Raw genomic sequence first — 17910 nt, forward strand, 5'->3', positions numbered from 1 at the left:
CCCGCTCCGCTGCTACTCTGCGAAGACCAGCGTCACCGGAGCGGACGCGTTGTAGATCATGGCGATCGTTTCGCCCACGCCGAGCTTAAAGGTCCCCGCCGTCGATCCGGCGTCCGCGCCATTAATCATGATCTGCGATACGTCGCCTCCCGTGACCACGATGGTTTTGGGCGTATGGCGAATCGTGTACACGGTCCCGCTGGTCGGCGCGCCGCTCCCTGATGCCACGGTGTTCGTGAGATCCGTGCCGGTCGATGGCCACGGATTGGAGATCCCGCCCACCGGATTGTATCCAAAGTTATCGACCACCACCGATCCAACGCCCGCGAGCGCCACGCCGCCGCCCAGGTGATTCCCCGCAATTCGCCAGTCATCGGAGGTGCCGCGCATGGCAATGGCCGGACCCAGGAGGCTCGCGCCGATGTTGTTGCCGGAGATGAGCACGCGCGAGGCATTCGTCAGTTGAATGGCCGCTCCGGGCACGACAGAACTCACGTTTTCAATGATGTTCCCGGTAATGACGATGTCGTTGTTCGATCCGCCGTTCGCGACGGCCGATCCTGCGCAGTTCTTGATCACGTTTCCCGTGACCGCGTGGTTGGAGGTGCCGGCCGAATCGAAGTAGATCCCCGTGCCCGCCCTGTTGCCGACGATGGCTGTGACGTTCGCGATCATGTTGCCGCTAATGACGGCCCCGCTCGAAACCGGCCCGAAGATCATGATCCCTCTGCCGACCGCCTGCAGCACCGAACACCCGATGATGGAGCAGTTGCGGCCGCGCATCTGAAAACCGTATGCGCCAGAGGTCGCGGGCGCCGCCGGCACGCCGCCATCAGCGACGCAGCCGATGAACGTCACGTTTTCAGCCGGCTGGTGCGTATCGAAATGCCCGGTATCGGACAGCATCGACGTGCAATGCGCCACCACAATATTGCGCTGCACGCCGTTTTGGTTTGTGCCACTGCTTCCCCCCGTCGTCACCGCGTGCCGGGTATGGGAGAAGCGGCAGCCGCTGATGCTCACGTTTTGCGACGCCCCACCGACCGTCATCCCGTAGCGCTCGTTGGCGGGGTTCGGAGGATTGATAGGCACGATGTCGCTGATGTGGTGAATGAAGCATCCCGACATCGCCGAGTTGCGGACCGATTGCACCTGAATCCCGGTGTAATAGGCGTGGTGCACCTCCACCCGGTCGATCTGCAGGTTCTCGACGAATCGAAAATGCGTGAAGCCCGCCCTCAGGTTCGAAAACGGAGCCAGCGTGGTGATCGAGCAGTCCGAGAGCGTGATGTTCTGCAACATCGTGATGCGAACCACCTTCGCCGCATCCGCCTGCGTGTACGCATCAAAGATCTGATCGTCCATCGTGAGCGCGCCCGCCGTCGGGTCCACCGCCACGAGCTGCTTCACCTCGCCGGCGTGCTTCGTGGGCACCTCCGTATCCACGCTTTTATTCGAAAACAGCAGCACGTAATCGCCGGCCGCGAAGGAGGCGGCGTCGGCCGGCGAGACTTGGATCGTGAGATCTCCCCTCGCCGTATCCGCGACGAGCGCCCGCGGGGTGCCGTCGGAGGCCGTGCTGAATGCCTCCAACGCCGGAGTGTTCCCGGTCATCGAGGCATCAGCAACGAAAACGGTGATGCCCATTCCTTCCCCCTGGATGTGCACATTGCTCGTGGTGATTCGGATCGTGTTGGTGATCGGGGGATAGACGCCCGCCTTCACGAAGATTTTTCCTCCTGACGCGGGCAGCGCGTCAATCGCCGGCTGTAACGACGTGAAGTCCCCTTTGGAGGGATCCGGGCTTACCACGAACGTGGATTCGTATCGGTCGATGGACATGGATCGCCTCCTACTGGACTGATCTTGACATTCCGAAGCGCCGGCGCAAGTGCAGGGTAGCGTCTGAGCAGCCTGTCGAGGTCGGAGCGCGACATCGTGATGAAAAGGATGATGCCTTATTGGCGACCGGCACTCAACGACTTCGTTATGGTCGCCCATCCCAGTATGCCGAGCACGATTGACACAATAGCTACCAAGGTAACCGCCGGTCTTCCGATGTAGCCGGGAGCATTCGGTGCCACCCCACACGCGATACAGATGACGCCTCCTGGCGTAATCAGAAGAATCCCTATCAGGATCATCCACACCCAGGCAAGAACGAAATTGATGAACTGCAACATGACCAACCTCCTTGTTGGTGGAGATAAGAATGTACGTTGGCTTTGGTCAGCGCGGAAATTCAGCCGTGAGGCCACCTCCTGACGGATCGTGCCTGGAGCGGCGAACGCGGGGGTCGATGGGCACCAGAGAATGATTCGAGTTGGGTTGCGTATTTGCGCAGATAGACGAATATCCTGCTGAATCGGGCTCACGAAGCGAGAAAATCAGCGACGAGGCTTGTCGATTGCACGCAGTGTTGCGCGAACTTCTCTGGAAGCCTAAGCGGGAAGTCGCTGCTCCGCGAGGTCAGAACCTTTTGCCGGAGATTCCCCAGAAGTTCACGCAGCGAACACCGCCCGCGATGCTCCGCAGTGTGATGCACTCCAACCCATCAAAGTCGTCGGCCGGCCGCCCTGCATACAGTTATGCGCGGATCAGTGGATACGACGCGCAGACCCGCGTGAGCGGGCACGCGGCACACCGGGGCCTGCGCGCCGTGCAGACGGTCGCGCCGAGATCCATCAACGCCTGATTGAAATCGTAGACCTGCCCGGACGGCAGCAGCGCCTCGGACAGCGCCCAGAGGTCCCCGTCGGTGGGCGTTGCACGGTCCCCCAGGAACACCCGCCGGAGGACTCGGCGCACGTTCGTGTCGAGGATCGCCGCATGTTTGCGGTACGCGAAGCTCAGCACCGCCCCCGCGGTGTAAGGGCCGATGCCCTTCATCGCAAGCAGCGCCTCGCGCGTATCGGGGATCCGCCCCTCGTGGCGGCGGAGGGCGGCACGGGCGATCTCGCGCAGGCGCACCGGCCGGATGTTGTAGCCAAGCGGGGACCACGCCTCCCGCACCTCGCGCAGGGTCGCCTGGGCGAGGGATTCCAGCGACGGATATTTCGCGAGCCATTCCGCGTACTTCGGGACGACGCGATCCACCTGCGTCTGCTGCAGCATGATCTCGGAGACGAGAATGTGATAGGGATCGCGGGTGCGCCGCCACGGCAGATCGCGCCGGTGCCGGCGGTACCACGCCAGCAACCGGCGCTGGAACGTCCTGCGCCTCGCGGCGGGGACCGAGGGGGCCGGGCGCGGGAGGCGGGTCACGCCGCTTTCGGCCGGGGCCGGCGAGAACGCAGCCGCGCCAGGACCGCGAGCGCCAGGAGGGTCACGAGGACGGCCCAAGCCGTGTCGCGAGAAACCAGGGGCGTCGCGGTCACCGCCGCCCCGGATCCGAGCCGGAGATACCGGACCGAGAACCGGCCCTGCGCGGTGTGGGTCCAGATGACATCGGCCCCGTCCCCCGATGCTGCGACGCTCGGATACGTGTTGCCGCCGTCGCTCGCTAGGGGGACCGCGGGTTCCCATCGGGTGGTGAACCGGCGCGCGAAGACGTGGCCGTCATCGGTGTCCCAGACCACGTATACGACTCCGGAGGGCGCTACGGCCAGGGAAGGATGGCGCGCCGGCGACGTCCGTTCCGAAAGATCTGCGGAATCGCTCCATCCACCGGCATTGCGCTGCGAGACCTGGACCACGGAGGCCTGCCCGTCGTGGCGTTCCCACGCGACTACCACCTGCCCTCCCGCCCCCACGGCCAGGTCGGGGTTGAACGCATCCATGCGCGTCGCGAGCACCGTGTCGGGCTCGCTCCACGCGGCACGACGCTCCGCGTATCGGACCTGGTAGGCGCGGCCGTCGAACTGGAACCAGACCGCGTGCAATCCGCCGGTATGGTCGGCCGCAAGGGCTGGGTTGATGGAGTCCGGCTGGCCCGTAGAGATGAGCTGGGGCGGCGACCAGACCCGGCCGTCGAACCCGGTATAAAAAATCTCGTAGATCGAGCCGTGCCGCGACGACGCGGGCAGCGAGCCTTGGCGAATTCCATACCACACGACGTGAGGCAGGCCCGCTGTGTCGAGGGCCAGCCCGGGAAACCCCGCGTATCCCAGGCTGGGAGAGATCCGTTCCGCTTCGGAGATCCAGCGATCCTGCCAGACCCGATGGTAGATCTTGCCGACACCGTCGTCGTACCTCGTCCACACGACATGGAGCCGGCCCGCGGTGTCGCGGGCAAGCGCGGGCAGCCGGGAGGGAATCGCTCCACTGCTCGCCTGGGACGGCACCGTCCAGGCTCTCCCGCCATCCCGAGATTGGACCAGGACGATCTGCGGCACGTCGGCGACCTTTGCCACGTACGCGGCCTGCAATGTGCCCGACGGATCGCGGATGAGCTTCACCTGGTTATTCGACGAGGTGGCGTCCTCCGTGACCCCATCGGCAACCAGCGCCGATGCCGGCCGTGTCGGGGCGGGGCTGCCACGCAGCGCAGTTGGGTAGAACAGTTCGACCAAGAGCACCACGGCGATCAGGAGGACGGGACCGCGCACGGCACACAGATTGGCGGGAGCCGGAGCGCTTCCCTGCCTTTGCGAATCCATTCGCTGCGCCGCTCCGCATGCCGCACATCGTGCCGTATAATGGACGGAGATGTTCGCGCCCGTGTGCGAGGCGCGTGATCGGGAGGCCCACGATGGCGCCGTTGGACCACGATCGATGAGGGGGCGCAGCCAGGGGCAGGGCCGGAGCATGGTGCTGGCGCGGCGCGGCCTCGTCGCGACCGACCACCCCCTCGCGTCGGCGGCCGGTCTGCACGTGCTGGAAAATGGCGGAAACGCCATCGACGCCGCCGTCTGCACGGCCGCGGTGCTGGGCGTGGTCACCCCCATGATGACCGGGATCGGGGGGGACTCGTTCATCCTCTATTACGAAGCCCGGACGAATCGCGTGGCCGCCCTCATCGGCAGCGGCGCGGCGCCGCGAGGAGCGACGCCCGAATATTTCACGGACCGCGGCCATCAGACGATGCCGCTCCGCGGGATGCTCTCCCCATCGGTCCCGGGCGCAGTGGACGCGAGTGCGACCGCGCTCGCTCGGTGGGGAAGCGGCCGGTGGACGCTCGGGCAGCTCCTCACGCCGGCGATTCACTATGCGGAGGCGGGATTCCCTATCACTGAGAAGGTGGCCGAGTGGTTCGATGAGGCCGCCCCGGTGCTCGCGCAGTACCCGTCATCCGCGCGCGTCTTCCTACCGTACGGCCGCCCGCCCCGGGTAGGCGAGAGTCTCGTGCAGGCAGACCTGGCGCGCTCCCTGCGCACCATTGCCGAGGAGGGTCCGCGGGCGTTCTACGAAGGGGCGCTCGCGGAGGCGATCGCGGCGTACGCCGCCGCCCACGGCGGCCTCCTCGGGACCGCTGACCTCGCCGCGCACGCGAGCGAGGTCACGACACCGCTCAGCACCACCTTCCGCGACCTCACGATCCACTGCACACCGCCGCCCTCTCAAGCGTTCGTGCTGCTCGAGATGCTCAACATCCTCGAGCACGACGACCTGGGCGCGCTCCCCTGGGGATCGGCGGACGCGGTCCACCTGATGGTTGAGGCAAAGAAGCTGGCCTTCGCCGACCGCCTCGCGTACGTCGGGGATCCGCGATTCGTATCCAACCCGATGGACCGGCTGCTCGACAAGGCGTATGCGCGTGAGCGGCGCCGGACGATCGATCTCAAACGAGCGCGGGAGACGGTCGGGCCGGGCGCGCTCCGCGAGCAAGTCGGCGAGACGACTGCGTTCGCCGTCGCGGACCAAGAGGGCAACGTGGTCAGTTACATCACGAGCCTGTCTGCGGCCTTCGGGTGCGGAGAGATCGTCGAGGGCACCGGGATCCTGTTGAACAACCGCGGCGGACGCGGCTTCAGCCTGGAGCTGGGCCATCCCAATCTCCTCGCGCCGGGCAAGCGCACGATGCACACGCTCATGGCGTTCCTGGCGACGCGGGGCGGGCGCCCGCAGCTGGCCTGGGCGACACGGGGCGGCGACGCGCAGGCACCGTGGAACTTCCAAGTGTTTAGCAATATCGCGCACCACTGCATGAACGTCCAGGAGGCGGTGGAACGGCCCCGCTGGTTCAGCTTCCCGGCGACCGATCCCTCGACGATCCGGTCCCCGTTTGAACTGCGAATGGAGGCGGGGTTCCCGCCCGAGACATACGAGGGCCTTCGGGAGCGCGGCCACCGCGTCGTTGCGCCCCGTCCCTCCATCGGTGGGGTGCAGGTCATCCAGGTCGACCACGACGACCGGGTCTACTTCGGCGGATCCGACCCGCGGCCCGATGGGCAGGCGGTCGGGTACTAAACCGGACCCAGGCTCGAGCACGGGAGGGCAGAGATGGCCGATCTCAAACATGAGCGGACGCTGATCCTAATCAAGCCCGACGGGATCCAGCGGGCGCTGTCCGGCACGATCCTGGCTCGGTTCGAGCAGGCCGGGCTCAAGATCGTCGGGCTGAAGATGATGCAGGCCCAACGCGCCGTGCTCGAGCGCCACTATCCGGCCGACGAGGCGTGGGTGCGGACGGTCGGAGGGAAGACGCGCGAGGCGTTCGAGAGTTACGGCCTGGACGTCAAGGCGATGATGGGGACGGACGATCCGGTCGCGATCGGCCGCCAGGTGCGCGGCTGGCTGATCGAGTTCATGCAGACGACCCCGGTGATCGCCGCGGTGCTGGAGGGCGTGCACGCGGTCAGCATCACGCGAAAGATTGTCGGCAAGACGCTACCGGTCTTTGCCGAGCCAGGGACGATCCGGGGGGATTTCTCGACAGATGCCCCGACCGTGGCGAACGCCGGCCGGCGCCCCGTCCGCAACCTGATCCACGCCTCCGGCACCGTGGAAGAAGCGGAGCACGAGGTCACGCTGTGGTTTACCTCCCAGGAGCTCTACGCCTACCGGCGGGCCGACGAGGAGGTCATGTTCGGGAAGGAGTAGGCCCTGCGAATCCGACGATTACTGGCCGGTGCCGGCCACGGTCACCACCACGGCGGTGGCGAGCCGGCCGGACACCTCGAGCAACTTGGGGTCGACGCGGTCCACCGTGTCTTTCGGGGTGTCGTAGTATAGATCGTCGGGACGGAAGAGAAACACGACCGGGACCCCCACCCGCTCGAAGTTCATGTGGTCGCTCCCGGGGGAACGCGCCACCTGCGCTTTGATCCCCAGCTGCTCCGCCAGCCGCGCGGCGACCATGACCAGGGAGTCGGTGCCGCGATAGGTCGCCAGTTCCAGGCGCTCCCCGACGCCCTCCATGTCGAGGTTCACCATTCCAATCACGGGATCGGATCCCATGTGGTTGACGTAGTAGTCTGAGCCAAACAAGCCCATCTCCTCGGCCCCGAAGAAGACAAACCGTACGGTTGCCGCAAGCGGCATCCGACGGAGCACCTCGGCGATCTCCAGCGCGACCGCGACGCCGGACGTATTGTCGTTCGCGCCCGGAGCATTATCGACCGTGTCGCGGTGTGCCCCGACCACCAGCACGCGGTGCGAGTCCCTGGCTCCGGGCTTGGTGCCGATGATGTTCCACGTCGTCCGGGTCTCGCTCACCGTCTCGACGTTCAGGTGCGCGGTGACCGGCCCGGAGCGCGCCAGATCCGCGAGTTGCAGCCCTTCGGTACCGGACAGGGCCACAACGGGGATCTTCGTGTCGCGACCCACGAGGCCGCCGAACTCCTCCGCCCGAGAATTATAAATGATGGCGGCCACCGCGCCGGCCGCCGCCGCGTTCACGGCCTTGTCACGGAATGGCAGAGTCCCCCGTAAGATCAGCGCGATCTTTCCCGCGAGCGGCTTCCCCCTGACGTCCTCGGGGCGGCCGATCCCGACGTCGACGAGTTCCGCGGCGATTCCGCCGGGAGGCGACGAGGGCGAGTACAGCATCGCGCGCGGGTGGAGGGTGAGCGTCGAATGCGACGGCAAGGTCAACCCGACTGCGCGCACGCCGAAGTAGGGGAATTGGAACGCCTGCCACTCGACCCGATATCCATCGCTCTCGAGCTGACGCGCGATATACGTGGCCGAGGTCCGATCCTCAGGGGTGCCGGCGACGTGCGGCCCGATCCGCTGGGAGAGCGCCAGCACATGCTGGTAGGCGCGAGCGCCACTCACGTCGCGTAACAGGTCCGAGGGGACTGCCGGCTGACCGGGGACGCTCCCCGGCGCCATCAGCGGGACGACCAAGGCCAGGATGCAGGCGACGACCACGACCCGTTGCTTCACGGCGCACTCCTTGCGCTGAACCTCGTGCTCCCACGGTACGGAGCGCCTCCCGAAATGTCAATGCTCGGGCGACCCCTGACGCCACGCCAAGGGGTGGCCGCGCGCACCGTCGAATTCGTGACTGTGAACCGCCGTATCCTTGCCGTCCTCAGCTTCGGCCACCTGGCAACCGACCTCTCCCAAGGAGCAATCCCCGCGCTCCTCCCCGTGTTCAAGGCGCTGTTCCACCTCTCGTACACCGGGGTCGGCTTTATCGTCCTCATGTCCAATATTAGCTCCTCGATCATCCAGCCGGCGTTCGGGGCGCTCAGCGATCGTCTCGGAATTCGCTGGATGATGCCGCTTGGCGCGCTGCTGGCCGGAGTGGGGATGACCCTGGCCGTGTTCTCCCCAGACTACGTCGTGCTGGTGTCGCTGGTTCTCGTTTCGGGCGTCGGCGTGGCGGCGTTCCACCCCGAGGGGTACCGGTTCGCGGGGCTCGCGGCAGGCAAGCGGCGCGCGACAGGAATGTCCTACTTCTCGGTGGGGGGCAACATCGGATACGGCCTCGGGCCCGCGGCGGCCACGCTGGCCCTCAGCCTCGCCGGAGTCTACGGCATGGGTTACCTGATCGCATTCAGCATCCCCGCGGCGATCCTCATGTGGCGGATGGTGGACCCGAAGCAGCGCGCGCGCCTCGAAGCCGATTGGGTCTCGCCGGCCTCCACTACCACGGGCGCGGCGACCGGCTCGACCGCCCCAAAGGACTCCAACTGGATCCTATTTCTCCTGATCGTGTTCGTGGCCCTGAGGTCCTGGATCTCGAGCGGCACGGCGAATTTTATTCCCCTGTACTACACGGGGATACGCCACCTGGACCCGCGGTATGGCGGGCTCATGGTGAGCCTCTTCCTCGGCGCCGGCGCGGCAGGCACGCTCTTCGGCGGTATCGCGGCCGACCGATTCGGGCGCCGGAACCTCCTCATCTTCTCGATGGCGATCCTGCCCCCGCTCCTGTTGATGCTCACCCGGACGGGCGGACTAGTGACGTGGGCCGCCGCCACGATCGGGGGGATGGCGGCGGTGAGCACCTTCGCGGTCGTAATGGTGATGGCGCAGGACCTGATTCCCGCGCGGATCGGCATGATCTCCGGCCTCATCATCGGGTTCGCGGTGGGGATGGGCGGGATCGGCGTCACCCTGCTCGGCGCCATCGCCGATCGATGGGGGCTGCAGACGGCGATGGACATCACCGCGTTCCTGCCGGTCGCGGGGCTCGTCATCGCGCTGGCGCTTCCGTCCGAAAGAGCGAGCCGAGCCCGGCCCGACCGGGCGCCCGATGCGGAAAGGCGGGCAGCAGGAGAATCGTTGGATTATAGATAACCCGAGGCTCCTGGAGAACATATGATGACACCCGCCGACGCTCACAAAGGACGGGGCGGCCGCCGGCAGTTACTAAAGGGCGGCCTCGCCGCCGTCGTGTGGCTGTTCGCCGGTCGGGCGCAGGCGGCCCCGCCACGGGCTCCGACCCCGGCGCCTGCGCCACCGGCACCGCCGCGTCCTCCACGCCCGGGCGATCCACCCGACAAGCAGACGGAGTCGGGCATCACCGTCCAACCCACCGACCCGGCGATCACGGCCGGCGCGGTTGAGTATCCCGGTGTCACCGGGCCGCTGCTCGGCTACCTCGCCGCCCCCAAGGGATCCGACGTGTATCCTGGAGTGCTCGTCCTCCACGACTTGGCGGGCCTGACCGAACATTTCAAGGACATCGTCCGCAGGCTCGCCAAAGCGGGTTTCGTCGCGCTGGCCCTGGATCTCGCGTCGCGGGCCGGAGGGACGGGGAAACTCGGCGATCCCGTGAAGGTCAACACCACCCTGCAAGGACTGGGCCCGATGCAGTTCCTCCAAGACCTGAACGGGTCGGTGCGCTATCTCGAAGCCCTCCCGTTGGTGGCCAAGACTCGGATTGGCGCCCTCGGATTCGGGGTGGGGGGGAACCTCCTCTGGCTGGTCCTCACCGGCAACGCCGACGTCAAGGCCGCCGTGTCCGTCTCGGGGACGATTCCGTCGGACCGGGTCGTCTCGAACCTGCAGGCGGCCGTGCTGTCCATCTACGGCGAGAACGATCGAAGGGATGAAGAGGCGATCACCGACTTCGACAACGCGATGAAGAAGGCCGGGCTGGCGTTCACGCTGAAGGTGGAGCCCAAAGCCGGGCGCAACTTCTTCAACGACACGACCCCCGCGTACGTCCCCGCAGCGGCGAAAGACGCCTGGGGGATGGCCCTCGACTGGTTCGCGCTACATCTCAAGGGATAGCGGGTGAGCATCGCGGCCAAACCCGCGGCGGCGCTCGATGCGATCGTCCGCGCAAGGGTCGTGCCGATCATCCGGACCGCGTCCCGCGAGTGGGCGGTCCAGGCGGCCGAGGTGCTGGCCGCGGCTGGCCTGACGGTCATCGAGGTGACGTTTACAGTCCCCGACGCGGCGCAGGTCATTCGTGGCCTCCGCGCCCGGTTTCCGCATGTGCTGATCGGTGCGGGCACAGTGACGCATCCCCAAACGGCCGAGGAGGCCGTCGACGCCGGCGCCCAGTTCCTCTTGAGCCCATCGCTCTCCCCCGGCATGGTCGAGGTCGCGCACCGCAGGGGGGTCCTTGCGGTCCCGGGAGCCTTTACGCCGACCGAGGTGGTCCAAGCGCTTGATCTCGGCGCGGAGATGGTCAAGATCTTCCCCGCCGAGACCGGGGGCCCTCGCCACATCCGAGCGATTCTGGCGCCGCTCCCCCACGCTCGATTGCTGCCGACCGGCGGGGTCACTCCTGAGAACATTGGCGAGTGGTTCCGGGCGGGCGCCGTGGCGGTAGGGATCGGCAGCGCGCTCGTCGGCCCGGGTGACCGGCCGGTCGACGCGGCGGCCCTGCGGGCGCGCACCGGCACGATGATCCAGGCCCTTGCCGCGCGCTAGGCCCGGCCGCCGATCCGGCGCCTCGCGAACCAGCGCGCCGGCGGTCGTCGGGATCGGCGAGACCCTCCTCCGTCTCGCCCCGCAGGGCGGAGACACCCTCGAAACCGCGCCGGCGCTTGCGGTTCAGGTCGGCGGTGCGGAGGCCAACGTCTGCGCCGGGCTGGCGCAGCTCGGTGTGCCGGCAGCCTGGATCTCTCGGTTGCCTGCCAACCCCCTCGGGCGGCGGATCGCGACCACGATTCGCGGCTACGGCGTCAACGTCGACGGCGTCCTATGGGCGGCGGCCGAGGGCCGCGTCGGCCTCATGCTGGTGGAGCCCGGAGCCGGACTGCGGGCGGCCGAGGTATTGTATTACCGGCTCGACTCCGCATTCGCGGGGATCGAGCCCGATGCGGTGGCCTGGAACATCCTTCACGGCGCGCGCATCGTCCACCTCACGGGGATCACGCCGGGGCTCGGCCCGAACGCGGCCCGGCTCGTCGCGCGCGCCATCGCGGAAGCCCGTCGACGAGACGTGCGGATCTCCTTCGACGTCAACTACCGCGCCAAGCTATGGACTCCGGCGGCTGCCCGAAAAAGGATCGAACCGCTCCTTCGAGGCCTCGACATCATCATCCTCAACGATCGGGACGCGTCCGCGGTGTTCGGCGAGCGCGGCGAACCCGAAGAGGTCGCGCGGGCGCTCCGCTCGCGGTTCCGCTGCGGCGTCCTCGTGCTGACGCTCGGCGCCCTGGGGGCACTGGCCGTGGATCGGGCCGGCACACACCGCGCGAACGCGTATCCGACGGAGATCATCGACCGGATCGGGCGGGGCGACGCGTTTGTCGCGGGATTCCTCTACGGCTACATGAGACGGGACGCCGCCACGGGCCTGCGGTATGGGGCGGCGATGGCGGCGCTCAAGCAGACGTATCGCGGGGACGTATGCCTGGCGACGCCGGAAGCCGTCGAGGCCGTGCTCCGGGGGGAGTCAGGCGCCTTCCACCGTTGATCCGAGCTCAGCGCACGAACAGGAAATTGCTGTACAAGATCTCCAGCGTCGCGTCGAACCGGCTCGTGCGGACCAGCTGATGGGCCAGGAGCCAGGCGCCGTTCTGGCGCGTGTACCGCTGCTCGCTCTCGATCGTTCCCCAGTTGTATTCCAAGGTACCGTCGGTGATGAGTCCGCGCTCGTAATCAATCCACCCGATCATGGAGCGAGGATTGTTGTTGGCGTCCCGGGCTTTGCCCTGCACCAAGTAGTAGTGCTCGCGCTCCACCAACTTCTCGCCGAGGACATGGAAGTCGAACCGGCCGAGAAACGCCTCCATGGGCTCGCTGGCCTCGAACAACTGGCCGAGGACGTACTTGTTGACGGCCCAGCAGAGCAGGCCCGCGCTGCTCTGGTCGATCTTCACGGACTGACGGCCGCCCGCCATCTGCATCGTCCCGGTGAACTCGCAGTCGGGGGCTTCGCTCTGCGGCTTCCTGACCCTCAGCTTGAACACGACCTCCGCGGACTTCACGTCGGGAGTGTCGGCGTTGGCGTTGAGCACTCGGTGCAGAATCTCGGGCACCGACGGCTGCGCCGCCGCCGTGCCCGCGAACAGGAGCACGACCAGCGCCGTCGCGATCACGTGTCTCATCTTCATCGTGTCGGTCCCTCGCACATGCGTGACCATCGATGCGACCTTCCCGATTGTACCGCAGCGATGGCGGCCCCGGTGAGCCGGATCCGGCACCCTCCTTCGTTCGACGGATTCCACGCGTGTGTCGAGACTTCCCGCCAGAGTGCGACGACAGGAGAGGACGGCGACGCCCGTCGAATAGGGGAAGACTCGGGCGCAGGCCGCGTCATCCGACTCCCTCACTCGAGCACTTCATCCAAGGAGGCCGCATGACCCGCGATACGCATGTCCTGACGCGAGCCTACCGGGCGCTCGCACTGGCGACTGCGGCCGCGGCGTACCTGCTGATCCTGCTGGGGGGCCTGGTCCGCATCAGCGGCGCCGGCCTCGCCTGCCCGGACTGGCCGCTTTGTCACGGCCTTGTGATCCCGCCGCTTACGGGGGCTGTGCTGATCGAGTACACACATCGCCTGGTCGCCGCATCCGTGAGCCTGCTCGTTCTCTTGACCGCGATCGCGGCGTTCTTGGTCCGAACGCAGCTCCCCCGCGCGGCGGCGACGTCGCTGTGGGTTCTGGCCATCGTCGCCGTCCAGATCGTGCTCGGAGCGCTCACCGTCACGCTCCACCTCACCCCGGCGCTCGTCACCATCCACCTCGGCGTTGCCAATCTGTTTCTGGCCGCGCTGCTTCTCCAGGCGGTGGGAGCGCTGCGCGGGGCCGCCGACGCCCCCCCCGCGGCCGCTTCCTTCCGCCGGCTGGTCTTCGCGGCGCTCACGGCGACGTACGTGATGATCCTCATCGGCGGGTACGTGGCCTCGAGCGGGGCCGGGCTCGCCTGTCCCGATCTCCCGTTCTGCCGTGGGACCGCGCTCATGCCCGCGGACGCGGGCGCCGCCGTGCACATGCTGCACCGAGTGTGGGCGCTCGTCGTGCTCGCGCTCGTGCTGGCGACGGCGGCCGCCGCTTCGAAGATCGGGGGACGGTCCGTCGTGGCAGCCGCGCGCCTCGCGGAGGCGCTCGTGCTCGTCCAGTTCACCCTAGGCGTCGCCAACATCGTCACGCATCTCGCACCGGTGGTGCGCGGAGCCCATCTCGGCATCGCCGCGCTGCTCTTCGGGACCCTGGTCGTGCTGAGCCGCCTGACCGCGGCGGCGCCCCAGGGCGCCCCGAGTCCGGCAGGATCGCGGGAGGGCCGGCGGACGCTCCCGATCGCGGGGGGCTCGATCGACGGACCGACGCGCGCGCTCCCCTGGGGGGCCGCAGGCACGCCGCCGGCGAAATTGCGGGCCGCCGCGAGGGCGCTCCGGGATTACGCCGCGCTCATGAAACCCCGCATCATCATGCTGCTACTCGTGACCACGGCCACGACGATGATCATCGCCGCGCCCCACCGGGTCGCGCTCGGGGTACTGCTGCTCACCTTGCTCGGGGGCACGCTCGCCGCCGGGTCTGCCAACGCCTTCAATATGTACGCCGACCGAGACATCGACGCCGTGATGCAGCGGACGTGTTTACGCCCGGTGCCGTCAGGGCGTCTCCGCCCCACTCAGGCGCTCGGATTCGGCGTCTTGACGGGGCTCCTCTCGGTCGTCGTGATGGCGTGGGGGGTGAACATCCTCAGCGCCGTGCTCTCCACCGCGGGCATCGCGTTCTACGTTGTGGTCTACACGCTGTGGCTCAAGCGGACCACGCCGCAGAACATCGTGATCGGCGGCGCGGCCGGAGCGGTGCCGCCGCTTGTCGGCTGGGCGGCGGCGACGGGGCACGTCGCGCTGCCCGCCGTCGTGCTGTTCGCGATCGTGTTCTTTTGGACGCCTCCGCACTTCTGGGCGCTTGCGTTGGGCAAGATCGAAGATTATCGCGCGGCGGGGATCCCGATGCTGCCGGTGGTGCGCGGGGCCAGAGAAACCCGGCGCCAGATCCTGCTCTACTCTGTCGTGCTCGCCGGCACCACGCTGTTGCTGTACTTTCCCCTGCACACCTGCGGCACCGTCTACCTCGCGGCCGCGCTTGTCCTGAACGGGCTGTTCGTCGCGCTCGCGGTTGCGGTCGCGACGGGGCGAGCCGCGTGGGCGCCGCCCGCGCTCTTCGGCTACTCGATCATCTATCTCGCGCTGCTCTTCGGCGCGATGGTCGCGGACCGGCTGATCCTCGGCTGAACCCGCTCCCCACGGGTCAACCGCTCTGGCGGTACCGTGGGTGCCACTCCCGCCCGGTCCACGTTGTCACCTTTCGCGGGGTGATCCGGATGAGGTACCGGGGCCGATCATCCGTCCGGGCCGCGTATTCCGCGCCCTGCGATCCCATGTACCGCACGACCATCCGCGCCACGATCGCCTTGATCCGTGGGCTCCGCGACGGCGCCACAGGGCCTTCGAGAATATCCGCGGTGCCCTGGAACAGGACGCGTGTGTGGGACAGATGCTGGTCATCTGCCACGTGGAACGCGACATGCGGATCCGCTTGGATGTGGCGAACATACGCCGCCCGTTCCCGCGCGACGATGTCGACGGTCCGCTCATGCGGGTGGTACTCGAACCACACCGGGGTCACGTGAGGGACCCGCTCCGACGTCGTCGTCGCCAGCCGCCCGTTCCACGGCGCGGCCAAGAACTCGGCGATCTCCTGATCGGTCAGGCCGCCGTTCCGGCCTTCCCACGAGGGGGACGTGATCATCCGATACCTCCTTGGCGGACCATTGGTGCCGGCCCGTTGGTCCTCGCTTACCACGCCCCCGCCGCCGCTCCCTGCGTCCCCGCGGTTGGGAGGAATCCTCGGGCGTGCCAGCAAACCCACCTCCTACCTGCCGTGACCCGTGCGCACCGCACAGCCGTGGCGCCGGGTTGCCGGCGTGAGGGGGGATCACCGTGGCCGATCACACCGAGCATCTCAAGAAGGTTCCGCTGTTCGCGGGGATCCCGGAGGCACAACTCCACCGGATCGCAAACGGCGTCAAGGAGCGCAAATTCGAGCGCGGGGCTTCGATCGTCTCGGCCGGCGACCCCGGGCATGGATTCTATCTCATCGTTCACGGCGAGGCCGAGGTCAAGCGGGACGGCCGGACGATCCGCACGTTAGGGCCGGGCGATTATTTCGGGGAACTGGCGCTCGTCCGGGAAACGCCCCGTACCGCGACGGTCGTCGCGAAAGAACCCACGACCTGCCTGGCGCTGACGCGGTGGGACTTCAAGGGCATCCTCGACGCCAACCCGGCGATTGCGATTCGCCTCCTGGAGACGGTAGCCAGCCGCATTCAGGAAGACGAAGCAACCCGCTAGCGGGAACGTTACGCCGAGATCGCCGCCTCCGCCTCGCGGACCCGCCGCGACAACGTCGCCATAATGATTAGCGCGAGAGACGGCGCCGCGAGCATCAAGGCCCAGAACTCGCGGTGGCCCAGGACCAGCAGTCGCATGTCGGTCGCAGCCTCCACGCTTGCCGAGCGCGGGCCGCCGTCGATCAGGCTCATCTCGCCGAAGAACTTCCCCGGCCCCAACCGCACCGTCCGTCCGCGGCCGGCCCTCACGGTTGCGTAGCCCTCGATGATCACGAACAGTTCATGGCCGATCTCGCCTGCGGTCGCCAGCCGCTTTCCCGCGGGGACGCCCAGGTCGTCCGCGAGCCGGCCGATCCGCTCGAGTTGTTTCCGAGAGAGACCCTGAAAGAGTGGAACCTTTTGCAGTAGGACCGTCTTGCTTGACCGCCCGAACACCATGCCCTCTCCCCCCCGCGCCGCCCTCGTGGCGTGATTCACGGTTCTGGCCGGGCTTTCCTCCGCCCACCGGCTACCTGATGAGAGCGAGCGCCCTCTGCACGATCCGCTTCACGGATATGTCGGCTGAGACGTCGCGGTTGCCGAGCACGATGTCCACCAGCAGCATCTTAAGATCTTCACGGCGCGCGGCCACGCGCACGAGCCGGTTGAGGAGCAACGCGTTGAGCGAGGCGTCCCGCAGGCGCCGGCAAAAGGTGAACAGCCGCTCAAATCGTCCCCGCAGGAGGCGGTCATACTCCGCAAGATCGGATCGAGACGGTCCGCCGTTGCGGAGTGCCGCAGCGACGGTGTCGGCCGCGATCTGCGCGGACTCAAGCGCGTAATCGATCCCCTCGCCGGTGAGCGGGTTCACGAGGCCCGCCGCTTCGCCCACCAGCACCACGCGGTCGCCCGACGTCGGCGCGTCGGGAAAATCGACCCTGAGCGGATAGCCCCGCACCGGTTGGCTCCGGCGCGCCCCCTCTAACTGTCCGGCCATCGCTCGCCCCTTGACGAAGGCGTCAAAGGCCACCCGGGAATGCGCGGGCCGGCGGCGGGCCTTGAGCCTCGATGGGAAATATCCGACCCCCACGTTGGCGGAAGTCGCAGAGAGCGGGAACACCCATCCATACCCCGGCAGAGGCACGCCGTCGAACCGGATCTGGATGCGGTCGCTGAGGCCGGAGGCATCCTCGTAGTAGGCGCGCGCCGCCAGCATCATCTGCGGCGTTTCGGACAGGAGTCCAAGCTTCCTGAGCAGCCCCGTTGAGGCGCCGGTGGCCACAATGGCGATTCGGGCACGGAGCGAGAGCGGCCGCCCCATGCGCGTCCCCTCGATCACAACCCCCTGCGGGGACTGTTCTATACCGGTGACGAGCACCCCGCTCTCGAACCGTGCTCCACCCTGGACGGCGCGCCGCCGGATGATGTCGTCGAGCCTCATCCGCGGAACCACAAGCATCGACGTCGGGAGCCCGCCGGAGCCCGGGAGCGACGCTCCTGTTGAATATCCGTTGGGTGCGAGGATCTCAACCCCTCTGATCCGTTGCCCCTCCCGGGCGAGGTCGCCGAGGACCCCCAAGTCGTCGAGCACGCCGACGGCGCGCGGAGTCAGGCCGTCTCCTCAGGTCTTGTCGCGAGGAAACTCGGATCTGTCGAGGAGCACGACCTCAAGCCCGCGACGGCTCAAGTAGTATCCGGCCGCGGACCCTCCCGGGCCCGCGCCGACGATCGCCACGTCGCATGACTCGCGCATCAGCGCCACCTCTTCGTCGGAGAAGCGGGATGCCCCTACAAAAAACACAACGGCCGCCGAGGCACTCTGCCGCGGCG

16 protein-coding genes and 1 pseudogene are annotated in these 17910 nt (G+C 67.6%); 8 read left to right on the plus strand and 9 right to left on the minus strand.

Going from position 1 to position 17910, the window contains the following annotated elements:
* Positions 1 to 12 precede the first annotated feature (12 nt).
* The 4 genes from VFP86_08830 to VFP86_08845 form a co-directional block, all read right to left on the minus strand.
* Complete coding sequence (locus VFP86_08830; protein ID HET8999734.1) at positions 13 to 1842, minus strand: right-handed parallel beta-helix repeat-containing protein; 1830 nt, start codon at positions 1840 to 1842, stop codon at positions 13 to 15.
* Positions 1843 to 1958: 116 nt separating this feature from the next.
* Positions 1959 to 2183, minus strand: a complete 225-nt coding sequence (locus VFP86_08835; GenBank protein HET8999735.1) for a hypothetical protein — start codon at positions 2181 to 2183, stop codon at positions 1959 to 1961.
* A gap of 403 nt (positions 2184 to 2586) precedes the next feature.
* Positions 2587 to 3264: an A/G-specific adenine glycosylase gene (locus VFP86_08840; GenBank protein HET8999736.1), complete on the minus strand. Its 678-nt coding sequence runs from the start codon at positions 3262 to 3264 to the stop codon at positions 2587 to 2589.
* Positions 3261 to 4598: a hypothetical protein gene (locus VFP86_08845; GenBank protein HET8999737.1), complete on the minus strand. Its 1338-nt coding sequence runs from the start codon at positions 4596 to 4598 to the stop codon at positions 3261 to 3263. Before VFP86_08845 ends, VFP86_08840 begins: the two co-directional genes overlap by 4 nt.
* A 115-nt stretch (positions 4599 to 4713) precedes the next feature.
* Here VFP86_08845 and ggt point away from each other — a divergent pair, with 115 nt between their 5' ends.
* Together ggt and VFP86_08855 are read left to right on the plus strand one after the other, a co-directional pair.
* Entirely contained in the window at positions 4714 to 6348 is a 1635-nt protein-coding gene (gene ggt, locus VFP86_08850; GenBank protein ID HET8999738.1) for a gamma-glutamyltransferase, read from the plus strand.
* A gap of 33 nt (positions 6349 to 6381) precedes the next feature.
* A complete protein-coding gene (locus tag VFP86_08855) occupies positions 6382 to 6981 on the plus strand; it encodes a nucleoside-diphosphate kinase (GenBank protein ID HET8999739.1) in 600 nt (199 codons plus the stop codon).
* Positions 6982 to 6999: 18 nt separating this feature from the next.
* Here VFP86_08855 and VFP86_08860 read toward each other — a convergent pair whose 3' ends face one another.
* Positions 7000 to 8268, minus strand: a complete 1269-nt coding sequence (locus VFP86_08860) for a M28 family metallopeptidase (protein ID HET8999740.1) — start codon at positions 8266 to 8268, stop codon at positions 7000 to 7002.
* Positions 8269 to 8322: 54 nt separating this feature from the next.
* Between VFP86_08860 and VFP86_08865 the strand changes: the two genes are divergently transcribed.
* The 4 genes from VFP86_08865 to VFP86_08880 are packed head-to-tail and all read left to right on the plus strand — an operon-like array spanning position 8323 to position 12208.
* On the plus strand, positions 8323 to 9630 hold the full coding sequence (locus VFP86_08865; GenBank protein ID HET8999741.1) for an MFS transporter: 1308 nt from the start codon (positions 8323 to 8325) through the stop codon (positions 9628 to 9630).
* Between the two features lie 24 nt (positions 9631 to 9654).
* Positions 9655 to 10569 carry a dienelactone hydrolase family protein gene (locus tag VFP86_08870; protein HET8999742.1) on the plus strand — a complete coding sequence of 305 codons (915 nt, stop codon included), beginning with the start codon at positions 9655 to 9657 and terminating at the stop codon, positions 10567 to 10569.
* A 3-nt stretch (positions 10570 to 10572) separates the two neighbouring features.
* A complete protein-coding gene (locus VFP86_08875; protein HET8999743.1) occupies positions 10573 to 11217 on the plus strand; it encodes a bifunctional 4-hydroxy-2-oxoglutarate aldolase/2-dehydro-3-deoxy-phosphogluconate aldolase in 645 nt (214 codons plus the stop codon).
* A complete protein-coding gene (locus tag VFP86_08880; GenBank protein ID HET8999744.1) occupies positions 11204 to 12208 on the plus strand; it encodes a sugar kinase in 1005 nt (334 codons plus the stop codon). Before VFP86_08875 ends, VFP86_08880 begins: the two co-directional genes overlap by 14 nt.
* Before the next feature lie 7 nt (positions 12209 to 12215).
* Here the strand turns inward: VFP86_08880 and VFP86_08885 are convergent, their stop codons facing one another.
* Positions 12216 to 12878, minus strand: a complete 663-nt coding sequence (locus VFP86_08885; protein HET8999745.1) for a hypothetical protein — start codon at positions 12876 to 12878, stop codon at positions 12216 to 12218.
* A 215-nt stretch (positions 12879 to 13093) separates the two neighbouring features.
* On the opposite strand from VFP86_08885, the gene VFP86_08890 reads away from it, so the two are divergent.
* The gene (locus VFP86_08890) at positions 13094 to 14983 is read left to right on the plus strand and encodes a heme o synthase (GenBank protein HET8999746.1); all 1890 of its coding nucleotides are present in this window, start codon (positions 13094 to 13096) and stop codon (positions 14981 to 14983) included.
* Between the two features lie 16 nt (positions 14984 to 14999).
* On the opposite strand, the gene VFP86_08895 is transcribed toward VFP86_08890, so the two are convergent.
* Positions 15000 to 15500, minus strand: a complete 501-nt coding sequence (locus tag VFP86_08895) for a pyridoxamine 5'-phosphate oxidase family protein (protein ID HET8999747.1) — start codon at positions 15498 to 15500, stop codon at positions 15000 to 15002.
* Positions 15501 to 15691: 191 nt separating this feature from the next.
* On the opposite strand from VFP86_08895, the gene VFP86_08900 reads away from it, so the two are divergent.
* The gene (locus VFP86_08900) at positions 15692 to 16102 is read left to right on the plus strand and encodes a cyclic nucleotide-binding domain-containing protein (protein ID HET8999748.1); all 411 of its coding nucleotides are present in this window, start codon (positions 15692 to 15694) and stop codon (positions 16100 to 16102) included.
* Positions 16103 to 16110: 8 nt separating this feature from the next.
* On the opposite strand, the gene VFP86_08905 is transcribed toward VFP86_08900, so the two are convergent.
* Together VFP86_08905 and VFP86_08910 are read right to left on the minus strand one after the other, a co-directional pair.
* Positions 16111 to 16539: a cyclic nucleotide-binding domain-containing protein gene (locus VFP86_08905; protein ID HET8999749.1), complete on the minus strand. Its 429-nt coding sequence runs from the start codon at positions 16537 to 16539 to the stop codon at positions 16111 to 16113.
* A 70-nt stretch (positions 16540 to 16609) separates the two neighbouring features.
* Positions 16610 to 17833 (minus strand): annotated as a pseudogene (locus VFP86_08910) (geranylgeranyl reductase family protein).
* Positions 17834 to 17910: the final 77 nt, after the last annotated feature.

This window comes from bacterium (assembly GCA_035703895.1).
GTDB lineage: Bacteria > Sysuimicrobiota > Sysuimicrobiia > Sysuimicrobiales > Segetimicrobiaceae > Segetimicrobium.